General features: G+C 63.2%; 14 protein-coding genes and 1 pseudogene. 11 read left to right on the top strand and 4 right to left on the bottom strand.

Annotation, left to right across the window (positions count from 1 at the left end; all coding sequences use genetic code 11):
* Nucleotides 1-129 precede the first annotated feature (129 nt).
* From WKV53_RS22975 to WKV53_RS22950, 6 genes and pseudogenes are all read left to right on the top strand, one after another.
* The gene (locus WKV53_RS22975; protein ID WP_341407160.1) at nt 130-2,994 is read left to right on the top strand and encodes a PSD1 and planctomycete cytochrome C domain-containing protein; all 2,865 of its coding nucleotides are present in this window, start codon (nt 130-132) and stop codon (nt 2,992-2,994) included.
* Nucleotides 2,991-4,457 (top strand): DUF1501 domain-containing protein, encoded by a 1,467-nt coding sequence (locus tag WKV53_RS22970; protein ID WP_341407159.1) that lies wholly within the window; start codon nt 2,991-2,993, stop codon nt 4,455-4,457. The genes WKV53_RS22975 and WKV53_RS22970 overlap by 4 nt, the downstream gene beginning before the upstream one ends.
* Nucleotides 4,458-4,637: 180 nt before the next feature.
* Nucleotides 4,638-5,579, top strand: a complete 942-nt coding sequence (rnhC, locus tag WKV53_RS22965) for a ribonuclease HIII (protein WP_341407158.1) — start codon at nt 4,638-4,640, stop codon at nt 5,577-5,579.
* A 79-nt stretch (nt 5,580-5,658) separates the two neighbouring features.
* Nucleotides 5,659-5,985 (top strand): annotated as a pseudogene (locus WKV53_RS22960) (HU family DNA-binding protein); the annotation flags it as partial.
* 56 nt (nt 5,986-6,041) lie between these two features.
* Nucleotides 6,042-6,539, top strand: a complete 498-nt coding sequence (locus WKV53_RS22955) for a septal ring lytic transglycosylase RlpA family protein (RefSeq protein WP_341407157.1) — start codon at nt 6,042-6,044, stop codon at nt 6,537-6,539.
* 205 nt (nt 6,540-6,744) lie between these two features.
* Nucleotides 6,745-7,632, top strand: a complete 888-nt coding sequence (locus tag WKV53_RS22950; protein ID WP_341407156.1) for a DUF4394 domain-containing protein — start codon at nt 6,745-6,747, stop codon at nt 7,630-7,632.
* Nucleotides 7,633-7,698: 66 nt separating this feature from the next.
* Here the strand turns inward: WKV53_RS22950 and WKV53_RS22945 are convergent, their stop codons facing one another.
* The 4 genes from WKV53_RS22945 to WKV53_RS22930 are packed head-to-tail and all read right to left on the bottom strand — an operon-like array spanning nt 7,699 to nt 10,168.
* Entirely contained in the window at nt 7,699-8,172 is a 474-nt protein-coding gene (locus tag WKV53_RS22945; protein ID WP_341407155.1) for a nucleoside deaminase, read from the bottom strand.
* Between the two features lie 25 nt (nt 8,173-8,197).
* Nucleotides 8,198-9,313: a beta propeller repeat protein gene (locus WKV53_RS22940; RefSeq protein ID WP_341407154.1), complete on the bottom strand. Its 1,116-nt coding sequence runs from the start codon at nt 9,311-9,313 to the stop codon at nt 8,198-8,200.
* Between the two features lie 34 nt (nt 9,314-9,347).
* The gene (locus tag WKV53_RS22935; protein WP_341407153.1) at nt 9,348-9,617 is read right to left on the bottom strand and encodes a MoaD/ThiS family protein; all 270 of its coding nucleotides are present in this window, start codon (nt 9,615-9,617) and stop codon (nt 9,348-9,350) included.
* A gap of 50 nt (nt 9,618-9,667) precedes the next feature.
* On the bottom strand, nt 9,668-10,168 hold the full coding sequence (locus WKV53_RS22930; protein WP_341407152.1) for a hypothetical protein: 501 nt from the start codon (nt 10,166-10,168) through the stop codon (nt 9,668-9,670).
* 156 nt (nt 10,169-10,324) lie between these two features.
* Here WKV53_RS22930 and WKV53_RS22925 point away from each other — a divergent pair, with 156 nt between their 5' ends.
* The 5 genes from WKV53_RS22925 to WKV53_RS22905 all read left to right on the top strand — a co-directional run bounded on the left by WKV53_RS22925 (nt 10,325) and on the right by WKV53_RS22905 (nt 18,483).
* Entirely contained in the window at nt 10,325-12,844 is a 2,520-nt protein-coding gene (locus WKV53_RS22925; RefSeq protein ID WP_341407151.1) for a histidine kinase, read from the top strand.
* A complete protein-coding gene (locus WKV53_RS22920; protein ID WP_341407150.1) occupies nt 12,841-13,503 on the top strand; it encodes a response regulator transcription factor in 663 nt (220 codons plus the stop codon). The genes WKV53_RS22925 and WKV53_RS22920 overlap by 4 nt, the downstream gene beginning before the upstream one ends.
* 159 nt (nt 13,504-13,662) lie before the next feature.
* Complete coding sequence (locus WKV53_RS22915) at nt 13,663-14,145, top strand: helix-turn-helix domain-containing protein (RefSeq protein WP_341407149.1); 483 nt, start codon at nt 13,663-13,665, stop codon at nt 14,143-14,145.
* A gap of 138 nt (nt 14,146-14,283) precedes the next feature.
* Complete coding sequence (locus WKV53_RS22910; RefSeq protein WP_341407148.1) at nt 14,284-17,775, top strand: hypothetical protein; 3,492 nt, start codon at nt 14,284-14,286, stop codon at nt 17,773-17,775.
* Nucleotides 17,776-17,787: 12 nt separating this feature from the next.
* On the top strand, nt 17,788-18,483 hold the full coding sequence (locus tag WKV53_RS22905; protein WP_341407147.1) for a hypothetical protein: 696 nt from the start codon (nt 17,788-17,790) through the stop codon (nt 18,481-18,483).
* The last annotated feature ends 3 nt before the right edge of the window (nt 18,484-18,486 follow it).

Here is an 18,486-nt window from a genome sequence, read left to right as displayed (position 1 = left end):
GTTGGAGCCCGTCGCATGAAATGGCCACACCACCACTTGGCTCCATTTCTCATTTTTCATTTCATTTATTACCAAATCCGTCAGTAACCCGTGCGAGGGAGGCAAGAATTCCCTGCCCCGACCTGCACCATGTCGCGCTTCCTCGTTTCCTTACTCCTGCTCCAGATCACCCCCTCTCGGGTTAGCGCGGAAGAGCCCGTGGATTTCAACCGCGATATCCGGCCGATCCTCACCAAGAACTGCACCACCTGCCATGGCGGGGTGAAGCAGGCGGGCGAGACCTCCTTCATCTACCGGGAAGAAGCGCTCGGCCAGGGCAAGTCCGGCAAGACCATCGTGGTCCCTGGCGACCCCGCAGCATCGGAACTCATGCACCGGGTCAAGAGCAGCGACCCCGACGAACGGATGCCACCGCCCAAGGAGCATCCGCACCCGCTGGAACCGCAGCAGGTGGCATTGTTAGAACGATGGATCAAAGAGGGCGCGAAGTGGGGCGAGCACTGGTCCTTTCAGAAGCCCGTCGAGCCGCCGGTCCCTGCCGTGAAAAACGCGGCGTGGCCGAAGACGGATCTCGACCGCCACGTGCTCGCCAAGCTGGAGGCGGAAAAGCTTTCCCCGATGCCCGAGGCTCCGCCGGCCGAGTGGTTTCGCCGCGTGACGCTCGATCTCACCGGCCTGCCGCCGACACTCGAGGAGTGGGATGCCTTCCAGAAAGGCGTAGCCGTCAATCCACAGGCAGCGATGGAAGCCGCGGTGGACCTTCTGCTCGCGTCACCTCAGTTCGGCGAGCGCTGGGCGGCGATGTGGCTCGATCTTGCGCGCTACTCCGACACCACTGGCTTTGAGAAAGATCCGCACCGCGATATCTGGCCGTTCCGCGACTGGGTCATCCGCGCGCTGAATGCGGACATGCCCTTCGATGAGTTCACACGCAAACAGCTCGCGGGCGATTTGTTAGAGAATCCCGAGCCCGGCGACCTCATCGCCTCCGCGTTTCACCGCAATACGCAGAACAATACCGAAGGCGGCACCGACGACGAAGAGTATCGGACCGCTGCGGTGATGGACCGCGTGAACACAACCTGGACGGCGTGGAATGCCACCACCTTCGGCTGCATCCAGTGCCACTCCCACCCCTACGACCCCTTCCCCCATGACGATTACTACAAGTTCATGGCCTTCTTCGATAACAGCGAGGACAGCGACCTGAACAACGAGTTTCCCAAGTCGAAGGCCGCCAACGATCCCGCCCAGCAGGCGGATGCCCAGCGCTTGGAAAAGGATATCCGCACCAACCGCGAGGAGCTCAACGAAGCGGCGCTCGCGCTCGCGAAGGAGACCACCGGCTGGCAGACGGTGAAAGCAGACTCCGCCGCAGCATCGGCCGACACCGGCAAGCTGGAGCAGCAGCCTGATGGTGTTTTCCTCGCCGGCGGGACCAACCCCACCGCCACCGTTTTCACCGTGACCGTGCCTGCTTCGCGGCTCGGCGTGCTGCGGCTGGACATCCTGCCGATGAGCGATGACCCGGCGAAATGGAGCGAATTCGGCGCGGTGGTCACCAAGCTGGAAATCGATCGCATCTTGCCAGACGGCACACGCCAACCGGTGAAGCTGAAGGAAGTTGTCAGCGACTTCATCGCCGGCCCGCTCGATCCCAATGGCGTGGTTCAAGGCGGCGGCGGCTTCGGCGACTATCCCGTGCTCCGCAGCCCGCGAACCGGATGGTTCGTGGCGGAGAAGGTCGAGGATTCACCACCCGACTCGAAGTTTGAGATCCGCCTCAAGCACGGCGTCACCTGCAATGAGACTCAGGGCTGCGTGATGCGGAAATTCCGCCTCGCCGTATCGCCCGATGAGCGGCTCACCAACTTCGTGATGAGCCCCGAGCGGGCCTCCGCTTGGATCGCCCACGGCCAGCTCAAGCAGTCTTACAATGCCATCCAAGGCACCATGATCCCGGTGATGCAGGAACGCCTGCCGGATGCCACTCGCGACACCCGCGTCTTCATCCGCGGCAACCGCATGACCAAGGAGAAGTCCGTCCAGCCGGCCATCCCCGCGCTCACTGGCGGGCCGAAGAAAGACGGCCGCCTGACGCGCCTCGATGTCGCCACCTGGCTCACCGGACCGGAAAACCCTCTGGCAGCCCGCGTGCTGGCAAATCGACTGTGGGCCGAGCTGTTCGGCATCGGCATTGTGGAAACACAGGAAGACTTCGGCAGCTCCGGCTTGCCACCCGCAGACCAGCCCTTGCTCGATCACCTTGCACTGCGCTTGCGAGATCAACATCACTGGCACCTCAAGCCTTTCCTGCGAGAGCTGGTACTATCCGCATCGTACCGGCAGTCGTCGAAAGCCACCCCCGAAGCGCTGCAACGCGACCCAAAAAACCAGCTCGCCTCCCGTGGCCCCCGCCAACGGCTCTCCGCCGAGATGGTCCGCGACCAAGCGCTGCTCGTCTCCGGCCTGCTCTCGCACAAGCAATTCGGCAAGCCCGTCTATCCGCCCCAGCCGGAAGGCGTGTGGAAGTCCGTTTATAGCGGTGCCAAGTGGGACACCTCCCAAGGCGAGGATCGCTACCGCCGCGCCCTCTACACCTACTCGAAACGAACCAGCGGCTATCCCGCCTTCCTCACCTTCGACGCACCGACTCGCGACGTCTGCTCCGCCCGCCGCATTTCCACCAATACCCCATTGCAGGCATTGGTGACTCTGAACGACCCCGCCTACATCGAACTCGCGCAGGCCTTCGCGAAGCGGATGGAAGGCGCAAATGTCGAAGAGCGTCTCGCCCGGGGCTACAAGATGCTGACGCTTCAAGACGCACCTCCACCTGTTGTCGCCACGCTCGCGAAGCTCCACGCCGACGCCAGGGCGGACTACGAGAAATCTCCCGCGGAGTCCGCCAAGCTCGCACCTACACCGGATGAAGCAGCACTCGTGCTCGTCGCAAACACGCTGCTCAACTCCGACATCGCCCTGACCCGATGAACGTTTTCCAACAACTGCACATTGATCGCGCCCGGCACCTGACCCGCCGTCATTTCCTGCAAAATTGCTCGGTTGGCCTCGGAGGGATGTGGCTCGGCTCCCAAGCATTTGGAGCGGCGCTGAAAAAGGACCCGGCCAATCCCTTGCAGCCGGACCTTTCCCACTTCGCGCCAAAGGCGAAGCGGATCATCTACCTCCACATGGCCGGCTCGCCGAGCCAGCTCGAACTTTTCGACTACAAGCCCGAGCTCGCCAAGCTCGATGGCAAGGAGTGCCCCAAGGAGTTCCTCGAAGGCAAGCAGTTCGCCTTCATCCAAGGCGTCCCGAAGATGCTCGGCTCGCAGTTTCCCTTCCACCAGGCAGGCCAGAGCGGCCAGTGGATCTCCGACCGCATGCCGCAGTTCGAGCAAGTGATCGACGAGGTCTGCTTCATCAAGTCGATGTATACGGACCAGTTCAACCACGGTCCGGCCCAGCTCCTGATGCACACCGGCAGCCAGATCCCCGGCTCGCCGTCCGAGGGTGCTTGGGCGACCTACGGCCTCGGCTCGGAGAACTCGAACCTGCCCGGCTTCATCGTCCTCACCTCCGGTGGCAAGAACCCGGACGCCGGCAAATCGGTATGGGGCGCAGGCTATTTGCCCAGCGTCTACCAAGGCGTGCAGTGCCGCTCCCAAGGAGAGCCGGTGCTCTACCTGCAAAATCCCGACGGCGTCTCCCAGGCGCTGCGCCGCCGCACGCTCGACGCGCTCAATGATCTCAACCAGCGCGTGGCCACCGACTTCGGCGATCCCGAGACGGTCACCCGCATCGCGCAGTACGAAATGGCCTTCCGCATGCAAATCCACGCCGCGGAAGCCTTCGACCTGAAGCAGGAGCCGGAAGCCGTTCACAAGCTCTACGGCACCCGGCCGGGCCAGGAATCCTTCGCGAACAACTGCCTCCTCGCCCGTCGCCTCGCCGAGCGCGGCGTCCGCTTCATCCAGCTCTTCGACTGGGGCTGGGACTCGCACGGCACCGACAAGGGCACCGACCTCAAGCAAGGCTTCGTCGACAAGTGCAACCAGATCGACCAACCGGTCGCCGCCCTGCTGAAGGACCTCAAGCAGCGCGGGCTGTTAGAAGAAACGCTGGTCATCTGGAGCGGCGAATTCGGCCGCACCCCGATGCGCGAGAATCGCGGTGGAGTCGAGATGCCCTTCGTCGGCCGAGACCACCACACCGGCGCCTTCACCCTCTGGTGCGCCGGCGGCGGCGTGAAGCGCGGCTTCTCCTACGGCGAGACCGATCCCGTCGGCTACGAGTCGATCGTCGACAAGGTCAGCGCCCACGACTTCCACGCCACGCTGATGACGCTGCTGGGCTTCGACCACAAGAAGCTGACCTACCCCTTTCAAGGCCTCGACCAGCGCCTCTCGAACGTCACCAAGCCCTCGCGGGTGGTAAAAGAAATCTTCGCCTGACCTGAGGCCCGGAAATGCGAGGCCCCGTCCGCTGGAAAAACGGACGGGGCCCGGGGAAGGTCGCTGGGGAGGTATCGGCCGCGTTTTTTCGCAGCCAGCACCGAGGAGATGTCGAAGCCGGGAGCCGGGTTTAAGGAAAAATCTTGGCCAATTCGCCACCGCCGCGATTCCCTGTCTTCCGTGTCCCTGACCTCGCACACCGCCCCGCTCACCACCGCCCAAGCCGCCCGGCTGAAGGAGGTGCTGGAAGAGCGCGGTTACGACTTCGAGGCCAAACCCTACACTCTGTATGCCGCCAAGAAGGGCAAGCTGAACGTCTCCGTCTACGAAAAGGGCCCGAAGGTGCTGGTGCAGGGCAAGGACACCGAGGACTTCATCCGCTTCATCCTCGAACCCGAGGTGCTCGGCGAGGCCAAGCTCGGCTACGAGGAAGAGCTCGATCCCGAAATGTTCGCGCCGCACTTCGGCATCGATGAAAGCGGCAAGGGCGACTACTTCGGCCCGCTGGTCATCGCTGGCGTCTATACCGATGCCACGGTCGCCCGCGCGCTGATGACCGCCGGGGTGATGGATTCGAAACGCATCTCCAGCGCTAAACGCATCCGCGACCTGGCTGAAAAGATCCGCCAGGTTCCCGGCGTCGCGACCTCCGTCGTGGCCATCGGCCCGGAGCGCTACAACGAGATGTTCCGCTCCTTTGGCAACCTCAACCGCCTCCTCGCCTGGGGTCATGCCAAGGTGATTGCAAATCTTGCAGACCAGCGGCCCAAATGTCCTCGCGCCCTCAGCGACCAGTTCGCCCGGCCCGACGTCCTGCTCCGCGCCTTGAAGCAGCAGAATATCACACTCCAGCTCGACCAGCGGACCAAGGGAGAATCGGACATTGCCGTTGCTGCAGCGTCGATTCTCGCCCGTGAGCGCTTCGTCGAGTGGATCGACAAAAGCTCATCCGCTGGTGGAATCGTGCTACCGCTGGGGGCCTCCACGGCGGTAATCGAGGCCGCCAAACAGGTCGTCGCCAAACATGGAATCGAAGCGCTTGGCAAGGTTGCAAAGCTGCATTTCAAGACTACGTCAGCGGTCACCGGTGATTCAAACGGCGCTGGCACGGATTCCGCATGAACTTTAGCGTTTTTTTCGCGGGACAAAGACCGCGCTCTGTGGTGTCCAATCCCCCCGCCGCACGCAACACCACTTCACCCGTAAAGCCATGGCTACCATCACCAAACGCGAGCTCGTCATCAAAATCTCCAACGAAACCGGCCTCACCCAGCAGCAGGTGTTTGACGTGATCCAAAAGACCCTTGATTCCATCACCGATTCCCTCTCCAACGGCGACACCGTCGTGATGCGGAATTTCGGCGCCTTCCAAGTGAAGGAAACCAAGGCCAAGATCGGCCGCAACCCGAAGGATCCGGACAAGGACGTGCCGATCCCCGCCCGCGCCGTGGTCAAGTTCAAGCCCGGCAAGGAAATGAAGGAGCAGGTCGCCCGCACCCTCCCGATGATCCGCGAGCGCGACAAATAATGCCCGCTTTCTCACGCCGGAGTTCATCTGAGGCCGGCCCGAATGCGGGCCGCTGGGTGCTTCTCCGGCTTTTTCCGTTTCTACTGCTGGCCTCCTGCGCCTATCCGAGCGGCAACTACAAGGGCTACCAGACCAAGTCCTACCACGTCCGCGGACAGACATATCAGCCGATGGGCGTGGACGAGGCGCTCCACCACACCGAGACCGGCACGGCCTCGTGGTACAATGAGTCCAGCTTCTTCGGCCTCAAGCGCGGCCAGACCTCGCTCGGGGAAAAGGTCATGCCTTGGCATCTGATCGCCGCGCACAAGACCCTGCCCCTGCCCTGCATGGTGCAGGTGACCAATCTCCAGAACGGCAAGTCCGTGAAGTGCCGCGTCAATGACCGCGGCCCCTTCATCGGCGACCGCATCATTGACCTCTCACCGCGAGCCGCGAAGAAGATCGGCTTCCGGGACCAGGGACTCGCCGAAGTGGAGGTGAAAGTCCTCTCCGTCGGCGACGGCAGCTACAAGCGCACCGCCAAACGGAAGTGGTTCTTCGGGCTGTTCTGACCGCCTCATAACGGAGGACGGCCTTCTTTCAGCAAGGCCCCCGTCGACCAACTATTCGGGCCGTGCCGTACCCATCGATTGGGCGCAATGGCTCACGAGTGCGATTTTTCACGCATCCGGAATGAATCGACGCGCGTTGCCTTCCAGAAGGGGCCTCGCGATGCGGGCCTCCGCCGTGCGAATTCATATCCTCCAAAAAACCACCATGACCCCTCGCTCCTTCTTCCTCCTCCCAGTGATCGCTTCCGGATTGTTAGCCTCGTCGGCCGACGCTGTCACAATCTACACGATCGGCAGCAATAACAGCTTCTACTCCTTCGATTCCGCAACTCCCGGAACGGTAACCCAAGTCGGTGCATCTGGTGCCGCTTCGGGCTACGTTGACGTCGATATTTATGGGGCAAACGGCGCGCTCTACGCCATCAGCGGCAGCGGCGCCGGATCCCAAATCAATCTCGCGACCGGGGCGAGTTCCGGCGGTTGGACGCCAAATACCAATCCGATCACCGGCGCCGTCACCACCTTCGACTTCAATCCAGCTGCCGACCGGGTCCGGGTAATCTCCAATGGCGGTGCCAACAACTACCGTCTTCAACCGGATTTCGCCTCGGCTCCACAGACGGTGACAAGTCCCGGTGCCGTAACGGTCGATGGTGGGTTCTCATTTACCAGTTCGTCCGCGGTCGCCCGTCCGGGCGTCAGCGTCGTGGCTGCGGCCTATACGAACCCGGGCAACAATCCTCCCTCCACGATTCTGTATACGCTTTCGTCCGATGGTTTCCTCAATTCGCACACCACACCTACGGGATCGTTCGGTAACGGCGTGGCGGTCAGCGCGTTTGGCTTGGGCTTCACCCCCACCGGCAGCGGCTTTGACATCGACCTGACGAACACTGGATACGCCTTGGCCAATGCCAGCGGAGTCACGAACTTTTACTCCATCGATCTCACCACCGGTGTCGGCACTTTCCTGGGCTCGGTTGGCAGCACGCCGGGTCTGACATTCAGCGGTCTGGCAGCCGTTCCCGAGCCATCCACCGCCCTTCTGGGCGCGCTTGCTGGCGTGGGGCTGTTGCGCCGACGCCGCATTTGATTGGCGGTCTGCTTGTCTGCCAATTTTGTGGCTCTCGGCGAAACACTTCGGCGAGAGCCCTGCTTCTCAGTAGGCCACCCGGTCCGGCAGGGACAGATACTCGGCCAGTAACACCTTCGCTTCCTGCCCGGGCGACTCGGCGATCGGCACATCCCGCTCGTCCGGCGGCAGCGAAAACTGCCGGTAGAATTCCCGGTCATCGAAGCCGATCGTCGCGGCGTCGGAAATACTAAACCCATAGTAGATCCTGCCGATGCGTGCCCAATGGATCGCGCCGAGGCACATCGGACAGGGCTCGCCCGTAGTGTGGATTTCGCAGCCAGCCAGGCTGAAGGTGCCGAGACGGGCACACGCATCGCGGATGGCGACGACCTCGCCATGGGCGGTCGGGTCGTTGGTGGCGACCACGCGATTGTGACCCTCACCGACGATCTCGCCGTCCTTCACCACCACCGCACCGAAAGGACCACCCGCCCCCGAATTCATCCCGATCCGGGCGAGTTCGATGGCGCGGCGCATGAAGCGGAGATCGTCTGGCATGCCTCACTCTAGCAGATGGCGGGCCTCAGGCGAAGCGCACGCAGTAAACCGGCGGCAGGTGGGCGCTCAGCAGCTCCCACGAGTCGCCCTGATCCTCACTGACCCATAGCGCGCCGGTCGTCGAACCCATCACCAGCCGGTCGCCGCTGTCGTCAATGTCGAGGCCGTGGCGATAGACCAGATCGTAGCACGGCGCGGGCGGCAGCCCCTTGCTCAGGACTTCGAAGGATTTGCCACCGTCGCGCGTGCGGGTGACGACGAATTCCCCATCGACCGGGTAGCGGAACTCATCCTTCCGCGCAGGCACGAACCACGCCGTGTCGGGATCCTTCGGATGCACGGCGACGGCGAAGCCAAAGCCGGACGGCTTCACACCGGAAATCTCTTCCCAGCCATGGCCAGCTCTATCCGAGCGGTAGATGCTGCAATGATGCTGCACCCAGCAGCGATCGGGCGCGTCCTGGCACATCACCATGCGATGCGGATCCTGCCCATCGGGCGCGGCTCCCCCCTGCTCGGCCGGGAGGAAATCGTAGGTCATGCCATCAGCACCCTGCTCCCAGGTTTCGCCGCCATCGGTCGTCAGCCAGACGCCACCACAGGAAATGGCGACCGCCACCTTCCGCGAGTCGCGTGGATCGACACAAATCGAGTGAATGCCCGGGAAATCATAGCCACCGCCAGCCCAGTGGGCCCGCTCGGGACGATCCCACAGGCTGCGCACCAGCTCCCACGTCCCGCCACTGTCGGTGGAGCGGAATAGCCCGCCGGGAATGGTGCCACACCACAGCAAGCCCGGCTGATCGGAGCCGCCGGATTCCAGCGACCAGACCTTTTCCAGCGACCATGGGACCACTACGTTGCGAAAACCGTCCCGAATCTCCGGCGCATCGTCCGGCTTCGGCGGATAGACCACGCCCGCGGTCTCCTCCCACGTCGCACCACCGTCGGCAGACCGGTGCATCTTGGTCCCGAAGTGCCCATGCTCCACGGCCGCATGCAGCAGACCGTCCCGGCGATCGTGAAGGAGCATCGGCACCTGGATACCGAGGAACCATTCCCCGGCCGGAGTCCAGTGGCCATTCGTTTTCTCGAAGGCGAAGAGGCCCTTGCGGGTGCCGACGTGGATGCGGGGTTTCATAAGAAAGCGCGTTTTCCTTTCAACGAATGGAACGTCAGCCCCCGGACAGGGCCTGCATGACGAAAATCTCACCGCCGGGCGGCAGCGGGTCGCTCAGACCGGTGCGGTCCTTCACCGACTCGCCGTCGAGAAAGACGGCGATGTGCTTCCGCACCGCACCCGCATCATCGAGCACATACCCACGCAGCCGCGGGTTCTCGGCCAGGACTTCCTCCAGTGCGTCCCGCACGGTTCCACTGGAGACGTCCGAGCGGGGCGCATCGACGTGCGTCTGGAGGTGCTGCGTGAACGCAATGGAAGCCATGACCTATGACCATGGAAACGCTCGCATGCCCCGTCAACGCAGGAGCGCGGTCAACTGCCAGCCGGAGATTGCACCGGGCTCGCCTCGATCACCGTGTCGCGCTGCGCCAGCGCGGGAGCTGCCGGAACCGGCACCTTGGCCTGTTTTTTCAACGCTCGGATGATCTTCGGCACGGCCAGCACCAGCAGCCGGATCCGGCCATCCGGATCGCGCGACCATTGCAGGTCGAGGTTGGTGCGGATGCCATTCACCTTCACCGCATACCAGGTGTGACGGACGACATGGTCGCGGAGTGACAGGATGCGTCCTAGCAGGTGACGGGCATGGCGCGGGCTGAAGCCGCTGTCGACCTCATCCGCCACACAGGAAAGAAAGGGCTTCAAGAGATCCGGACGAACGCGGACTTCGAAACTGCGGCGGGGCGTGCAGGCGGTCTCCAACTCGTCCAGCAGCTCCTCGGAGCTGGCACCGCGGCTGCGATCAAAGTGTCTCTCCAGCCAGCGCGCAATGATCCACCCGAAAAGAAGGCCACCCGCCAGAATGGCAGGCACAATAAAGGAAGCTTGGGGCATCGAATGTCAGTCGTCCGGTCATCTCGGGGGGGAGGCGCGGTAAAGGGGGATCTAATGGTTAGGACCACTCGAAAGGCAAGGTGTTCAATGTTCGCAGCTTGCAACGCGCACGGGAGGCGTTTCTGTTGGCGGGAGATGTGGGTGCTTCAAGTCATGGTGGCAGTGGGAATGGTGGCGGCGGTCCTCGGCGCACCAACCATCCAACCCTATGAATCGGACGAGCACACACTGCACCTGTGGCACCTCGACGAGGCCGGTCCTCCCTTCAAGGACGACGGGGTCAGCCCGTCGCCGCTGCTAGGCCTGCTCAATGGCGCCAGGGCCAGCCAACCGCCCTACCCGGGCTTCGGTGCGGCGATTTCCTTCCAGCCCCTGCCGGAAGGAGACCGTGAGTACGGGCCGATCCTGCTGGCCAAGCCGGAGTTGGACAGCGGGCCGAAGGACAATGTCGATCCGCCCTTCCCGATCATGGGACACGACGGGGCCTTCACGATCGAGGCGCTGGTGAAGTTCGATGTGATGCCTGCGGACTCCCCCGGTCTGGCGCTCGACATCGTCAGCATGGACGACGAAGTGACGGCGAACCGGGTCTTCATTTTCCGGGTCGAAAAGCCGGGTTTCCTGTGCTTCCTGCCGATCACGGGGAGCGACGTCCGCGGGGGAGGTTTGGCGACCTTGCCAAAGGATGGCCCGCACGCGGTGAACACCACGGACTGGTTCCACGCCGCCGTCGTGTACGACGGCCGTGAGTCGGCGGTGAATAACCTGAAGCTCTACTGGACCAAGCTGGGCGAAGGGAACGAGACCGCCAACATGATCGGCCAAGGAACCCTGACCGCGGACCTCGGCCGGCAGCTCGCGGACTTCGCCATCGGCAACACTGGCAACCGCCAGGGCAGCAATGCACCCAAGGAATTCTTCCCCGGACTGATCGATGAAGTCCGCATCAGCAGCATCGCCCGCGCTCCCTACGACTTCTGCTTTGTCGACGAGGAGGAAAAAAACCGCTTGGACGAACTCCTGCGCCGCGCGCCGCCGCAAGGACCTCCCTTGGGAATGATGCTGGAGCAGGTGCAGGTTGGCGAGCAGCCGGCGGTCTTGCCGCCAGCAGGCCAGCCGCTGGTGCTCGGCCCTGGACTCCACCGGCTGGATTTCGATTTCAAGTTCTTGCCCGGCGTGAATGCCGATCCGCTGGCGGTGCGCTGCCGTCTCGAGGGGCTTGGCGACGAGTGGCACCCAGCCGCGCGCGGCATGACCATGGAGTGGCGGATGCTGGGCGCCGGAGACGCCCTGCTCACGCAGCGGGTTTTCGCCACCACGGGCTCGAGCATCGGCTGGCAGATCGATGCCCTGAGTTCGCCGATGGTGCAGCGCACCGAGCCGCTCTTCATTCCGGAGGGCACGAGAAAAGTCCACGTCACCATCTCATCCGGCACCGACGATACCACCGGCATCTGGGTGATCGACGACCTCGCGCTGGCGCGGTCGTCCGCACCACAGACCAACCTTTGGGAAGACGGCGGTTTCCAGCAAGGCGAGCGGATGAACCAACTCGGCGGCGTCCCGCTGCATTGGCAGCGGCACGGCACCGAGCCGGCGATCGCACGCGTGATGCAAATGCGCGGCCCCTCGCTGGGCTTGGTGGATGCCGAGCAGAAACGCTACGCGCAGTGGACTTCCACCCGCGAGCTCGGGGTGAAGCCGGCCGCCGGAGGCGAGACCTTCCTGCTGAGCTGGAAGGAAGCCTTCAACGTGATTCCCGGAGCTTCGCTGCGGGCGAGCTACCTGAATGTGCCGCCCGGCGAGTATGCCTTCCAAGCGATCGCCGTGGGATCCGAGCCGCAACCGGCCACGGCAAGCCTCGCTTTCCCGATCAAGATCGAGCGCCCCATCTGGGAGCGCGAATGGTTCGCCCCGCTCGCGGTCGCCGCCGGCGTGCTGGCCACCGCTTTGCTTTTCTTCGCCGCCTATCGCCGCCGGGCCCGTCACCGGCTCTCCGCCATCAAGCTCCAGCACGCGGTGGAACGCGACCGCGCCCGCATCGCCCGCGACATGCACGATGACCTCGGTACCCGCGTCACCGTGCTGAATCTCGCCGCTTCCTTCGTGCGGCGTGCCATCGATGGCGATCCGGAAAGGGCACGCCAGCAGGTCGTGCGGCTCGAATCCGCGGCCCGCGACCTCGTCACCGCGATGGACGGCCTCGTATGGGCGGTAAATCCGTCGAATGACACACTCGATCACCTCGCCACCCACCTCTCCGCAGTCGCCCAGGAAATCTTCCGCGATAGTCCGGTTCGGCTGCGGATCGACATCGCGGACAATCTTCCGCCGGTGACCTTGCGCTCGGATTTCCGCCATCACTTCGCGCTCGGGGTGAAGGAAGCGCTGCACAATATCCTCAAGCACGCAGGGCCATGCGAGGCCACCTTCATGCTGCGCCTGCTCGATCACGGCGTGCTATTCGCGGAGATCTCGGACAATGGCCTGGGCTTCGATCCCTCGATTCCACAGGAGGGCAATGGCCTGACGAATCTCGCTGCCCGTTTCGCCGAGCTCGGTGGCACTTGTGTCATCGAATCGACGCCTGGAGAGGGCACCCGCGCGATCTTCCGTTGCCAGCTCCCCAAAGTTCCGGCATTGCCGAAGGCATGAGTTCGGCCAAGCGCACCATCGCCATCGTTGAAGACGACTCGCTTTTGCGCGAGTCCTTCCGCGAAACACTGTCCGCTTCGGACAAGTGGACCGTGACCGGCTGCTACGGCCGCGCGGAAACCGCACTGGAAGGCCTGCAGAAGGACGCTCCCGAAGCCTGTGTGATGGACATCCAGTTGCCCGGCCTCTCCGGCATCCAGCTCCTCCGCAAGATCAAGCCGCTGTGCCCGAATACGCAATTCCTCATGGTCACCGTGTTCGAGGACGCCGACCGCGTCTTCGAAGCGCTCGCCGCCGGTGCCTCCGGCTACGTGCTGAAGCGCGATATCGACGCCAAGCTGCTGGAGTCGCTGGATGATGTCGTTGCCGGCGGTTCACCGATGTCGAGCGGCATCGCCCGCAAGGTGGTGCAGCACTTCCAACTGCCCGTCCAGTTGCCGGTCGCGGAACCGAGCGAAGACTACCACCTCACGCAGCGGGAAAAGGAAACGCTCGACCTGCTGGCCAAGGGCTATCTCTACAAGGAGATCGCCCACGAGCTCGGCGTGCGGATGGAAACCGTCAGCTTCCACTTGGGCAATATCTACCGGAAGCTCCACGTGCGAACGCGTACGGAAGCGGTACTGAAGTACATGAAGCGCGAGCCTGAGGCTCCTTGAACGGCCAAAACCGGCTCGTTTCGTCACTTTTGTGACACCCTCATTTCTTTGTAAATGAGTCGATTATGTGATTACTAGGTATTCGCCTAGGTATCCAAGCGACATCCATTCGGGTAGGGAAGCACGGTCCACTGGAGAAATCCCCGTGGCCGAAAACCCATGAAACTCGATGCATGCCACGATGGATCCGGCGATAGCGCGGACCTGGTCGACGCTCCCGGAGGCGGATACGACTGGAGTGATCGTACGCGCCAAACCCGCGCTTCCTTTCACGAGCGCAGTGCCGCGGTGACGGAGTGCGACAATCCCGGCATCCGCAAGGTCCTCCGCACGATCCGCTACGAGTATTCCCGCCCGCTCACCGTTTCATCGCTGGCCCGCGAGTGCGGCATGTCCGTGCGCTCGCTGCACCGGCTCTACCGCTCGGTCACCGGCACCACGATCGGCCAGGACATCATCGCCCGCCGGATCGAAGCCGCCGCGATGATGCTGCGCGAGGACGACGTGAAGCTGGAGCCCGTGGCAATGGAGACCGGCCTCGGCAACGCGAAGAACCTCTGCCGGCTCTTCAAGGAGCACCTCGGCCTCACGCCAGGACAGTGGAAGGAGTCCTTCCACGGCCGCCGCGCCGGCGCCGCATGACGCCGCAGGGATCCCCCTAAAAGGGGTCCTCTGAGAATTTCACGATGTCTCTCCGACCTGTTAAATCGATCACCCGTTTTTGAAAGGACCTAGCCCAGGTCCGATCCTGCAAACCCTCGGAACGCGACGCAAAAACCCATGACCGCGCCCATTCCTTCTTCTTCCAATCGACAGCGTCAGCCACGTGGCTTCGCCCTGATCATCTCACTCTCGTTGATGGTGCTGATGATGGTGCTCGTCACCGGCTTGCTCGGCCTGTCCTCGATCTCGTTGCGCAGCAGCGGTCGCGATGGCTACGCCGCCCAAGCCCGGGCGAACGCCCGCATGGCGCTCGTCATCGCGATCGGCGAACTTCAGAAAAAAACCGGTGCCGACACCCGCGTCACCGCCCGTGCTGATATCCAGGGAGCCGGCCGCCCGGCGGTCCTCGGCGCATGGAAGAGCTGGGGGGGCGCCGATCACGACTCGAAGGGCAAGCCGACTTCACCCGGCAACTATGCCTCAAAGAAACAAGCCAACTTCCTCGGCTGGCTGACGTCCACGTCAGGCGACTCCAAGACCCTGCCCGATACCAAAGAGCGTAGCGGCAGCGTACCACTGATCGGTGCCAAGACCGTCGGCACCGGTTCCGGCCGGGATGAAATGCAAATCCACCTGGTGCCCCAGGAAATCTCCACTCCTGACGGCAAGGGCGGCCTCGCCTGGTGGATCGGCGGGGAAAATCAGAAAGCCCGCCTGCCCAAACCCCAGAAGCCGACAGATGATAATGCGGCTCGCTGGTCGGTGCTGGCGAAGACCCATACCGTGGCCGACCCGAAGTCGTTTCGCATGGAGCAATTGCTCGACGACGCGGCGCCCGCCGATCGCGCCGTCAGCCTGATGCTCGGCGACCTCCTCGGAAAAAAGGAGACCCTGAATGTTTCGCAGGAGTTCTTCCACGACCTCTCCGCCACCTCGGTCGGCCTGCTGACGAACACCGCCACCGGCGGCTGGCGCAAGGACCTCTCGCTCGCCACCGAGAACTGGACCCAGTTGCCCTCGTCGAATCTTCCCTTCTTCCGCCTTACACCGGACAAGGACGTCGCCGCCGCCAAACCCACCTCCGGCAACGCCACGGCCGACCGCTCCATGCTCTACCCGTGGGCTGCCTACCGTGGCTCCGCGGGCGACATGACGATCTATCGTCACGGTCCGGTGACGAGTTGGGAAAACCTCCGCGACTACGCCACCCTCTACAAGAAGATCACCAGCAGCGCCAACGGCCGCAACCGGATCGCCTCCTCCTCGTATGCGATCGATGACAGCGGCAATGCCTTCAATTTCCTCCACAAGGTTCGCTTGCTGCCCGTGGTTGCCCGCGTCCAGTGGGTCTTCTCGCACTACGCCGGGACGACCGGCACCGCGGGATCGGCCAGCCAATACACCGCCCGACTGCTGCTGACGCCGGTGATCACGATGTGGAATCCCTACAGCGTGGAGCTGACCTCGCCGGCCGCCCTCAGCTTCTACATTCCCAAGCCGCTACCGGTCGCACTGCGCTACAATGTGAGCGGTTCGGCGAACTACAATTGCCTCTTCGGCGTCAGCAACAACAACACGCCCGCTCTTTCGACCGTGGGCAGCCTGTCGTATCAGATCTCCCAATCATTCGTGTTGAAGCCCGGCGAGACCCGCGTCTTCAGCCCCGGCTCGAGCACGAATCCGAGTGTGGTCGCAATCGTTCCCGCCACCCCGCCCGCCGGTACTAATCCTGTCGCACTGGAGCTGCAACCCGGCTACCGCAGCAAGGGCGGCCATTACTTCGACTTGAAGAACTCCGCCGGCCAGGTGGTCACCGGTGCCGGCGGCACCACGATCAAGGCGGACGCCAAGTTCGACACGATCTACGAAGATGCCGGCAAGACAGGCGTCGGCATCTATCTGGACATGTCGCTCGCCGCCGGAGGCCCGCGGCACCTCGTCTACCGGATGGTCTACACGGACAAGGTGGCCAACGAAGTCTACAAGCCTCTCAGCGCGCTTGCAGATGCCACGCTGGCACAGGCGTCTTCCAGCCCGGTGCCTTTCATGTCCACCGTCTTCGGTGCGCGGATGGCCAGCAAGACCCACCTCCCGGCCAAGGGATTCGTCCAATCCAGCCCGCTGGTGAACTACACTGCCATGGGTGACAAGGATCGGGCGGAACCCACGATCATGATGGACTACAATGGCACCAATCACCCGGTGAACTCGCCATTCGACTACAGCTTCATCAAGCACGCTCCCGGCGGTGACAGCCAGCTTCCGAATGCCAGCGACGCGACCAACCGCGGCTACATCGTCACCGGCTTCAACAAGGCCGACGGCCTCTCGCGCTGCGTGATCGCGGAAATCCCGGTGCGCCCTTTGGCTTCCTTGGGTGAGCTGCAAAACTGGGACCTTCGTTACGAGAATCCCATCCCGCCCTATGCCTTCAATCTGATCGGCAATAGCGACGCGAGCCCGCTGATGCCCGCAAACGCCATCGCAAACTACACCGCCGACACCAACCTCCAGTACGACGACAGCTACTGCGCCAATCACTTGCTGTTCGACGACTGGTTTTTCTCCTCGATCGCGCCCGATCCGACCAATTACGGCACCAGCGGCAAGAACCTCCAGACGACCTACACCGACTTCGTCTCCGGCGTGGCTCCGCTCGCCAACCGCGCCTACAAGCCAACCGCCGAGGATACCGGCTACGTCGCCGCAGCACCAGGCAATGCCACCAAGCTCTACGACCAGAACGTGAAACCCGCCGATGCCTACCGCAAGGTCTCCTCTCATCTGGAAGTGGAAGGCATGTTCAACGTGAACTCCACTTCAGTTACCGCTTGGCGCGCCTTGCTCGGTCACGCCCGCAAGCAGAAGGTTCCGTTCATCCGCGAAAGCGGCACTTCATGGAATGTGGACAGCTCCGGCGAGAATGACTACGCGAGCAGCCGCTTTTCCATCTCCGGCGACTCGCAAGCTGGAACAGCTGGCAGTTCCGGCAGCTTCCCGGAAGCCACCGAATTCTCCGGTTATCGCGTGCTGGACGATGAGTTCATCGACCAGCTCGCGGAGGAAATCGTAAAGCAAGTCCGCTTGCGCGGGCCCTTCCTGTCGCTCTCCGAGTTCGTGAACCGCCAGCTTTCGTCCGGTGACCTCGCGCTCGCCGGAGCCCTCCAGACCGCCATGAACGAAGTCGCGAAAGGGAGCTCCAATCCCTACTCGGAGATCGAAGCTGTGGTCGGAAGCACCGGCAGGGCCTCCGCCAATATTCCCCAGGCTGCGGATGCCGGCTACAAGTTCCCCGCCGCTGCCGAAGGCTGGAGTGCCTACGGCCTGCCCGGCTGGACACGCCAGGCCGATATCCTCCGCCCGCTCGCGCCGATCCTCTCCGCCCGCGATGATACCTTCGTCATCCGTGCCCACGGCGATGCCCGCGATGACCAGGGCAACATCGTCAGCCGCGCCGTCTGCGAAGCCGTGGTCCGCCGAACTCGCGACTACGTCAGCTCCGCCGACGCCGCCGATCTCGTCACGTCGCCAAAGGTGGCGATCAACAAAACCTTCGGCCGCCGCTTCGAGATGGTGAGCTTCCGCTGGCTAAACCCCTCGGAAATTTGACAAACTGATCCCATGCGCCTTCTCGCCTTTCTCTGCTGCCTCCTGCCGCTCTCCCTCACCGCCCAAGAAAAAAAGGGCGATCGCACCTGCCGCATCCTCTTCCTCGGGGGTACAGACTCGGATCCGGAAAAACTCTACCTGCACGACGGCAAGGCCGCCCAAGAGGTGGAGCTGCCACGAATGAATCTGTCGAAGGTCTATGAGCTGCCCAGTGGGGCGCTCACGCTCAGGATGCTGCCCGCGCTGCCCACGAAAGATCAGCCCCTCCCCGCCGGCGCTCCATCCGCCACCGTGCCTGAAACCACCGGCGATCTCTACCTGCTGCTCAGTCCGGACGCGGAGAACAAGGTGGCACCGGTTCGCATGCAGGTCATTGATGCCAGTGCCGATCGCTTCAAGGCCGGCCAGATGATGTGGTTCAATCTCACCGCCAATGACGTCGGCGGCAGCGTCGGAAAACAGCAACTCGTCTTGAAGACCCGCTCGAAGATCGTTCTGGATCCCCCGGCTTCCACCTTGGAGTCCTACAACGTGAACCTCACCTTCCGCATTCCCGGGAAGGAAGCGCTCTACCCGCTCTGCGAAACCCAGTGGAATCACGATCCCGCCGTCCGCACGATTGTCTTCGTCATCACTGAACCCGGCAACCGCACCCCGCGCGTACTCGGATTTCCCGATCATCGCGTGTCATCCGGAAAGAATCCCTGAAGT

Origin of the sequence: Luteolibacter sp. Y139 (genome assembly GCF_038066715.1) — a bacterium.
In the GTDB taxonomy this organism is placed as follows: Bacteria; Verrucomicrobiota; Verrucomicrobiia; order Verrucomicrobiales; family Akkermansiaceae; genus Haloferula; species Haloferula soli.
The sequence above is the reverse complement of the archived record's forward strand: the minus strand, read 5'-3'. Positions and strand labels throughout refer to the sequence as shown.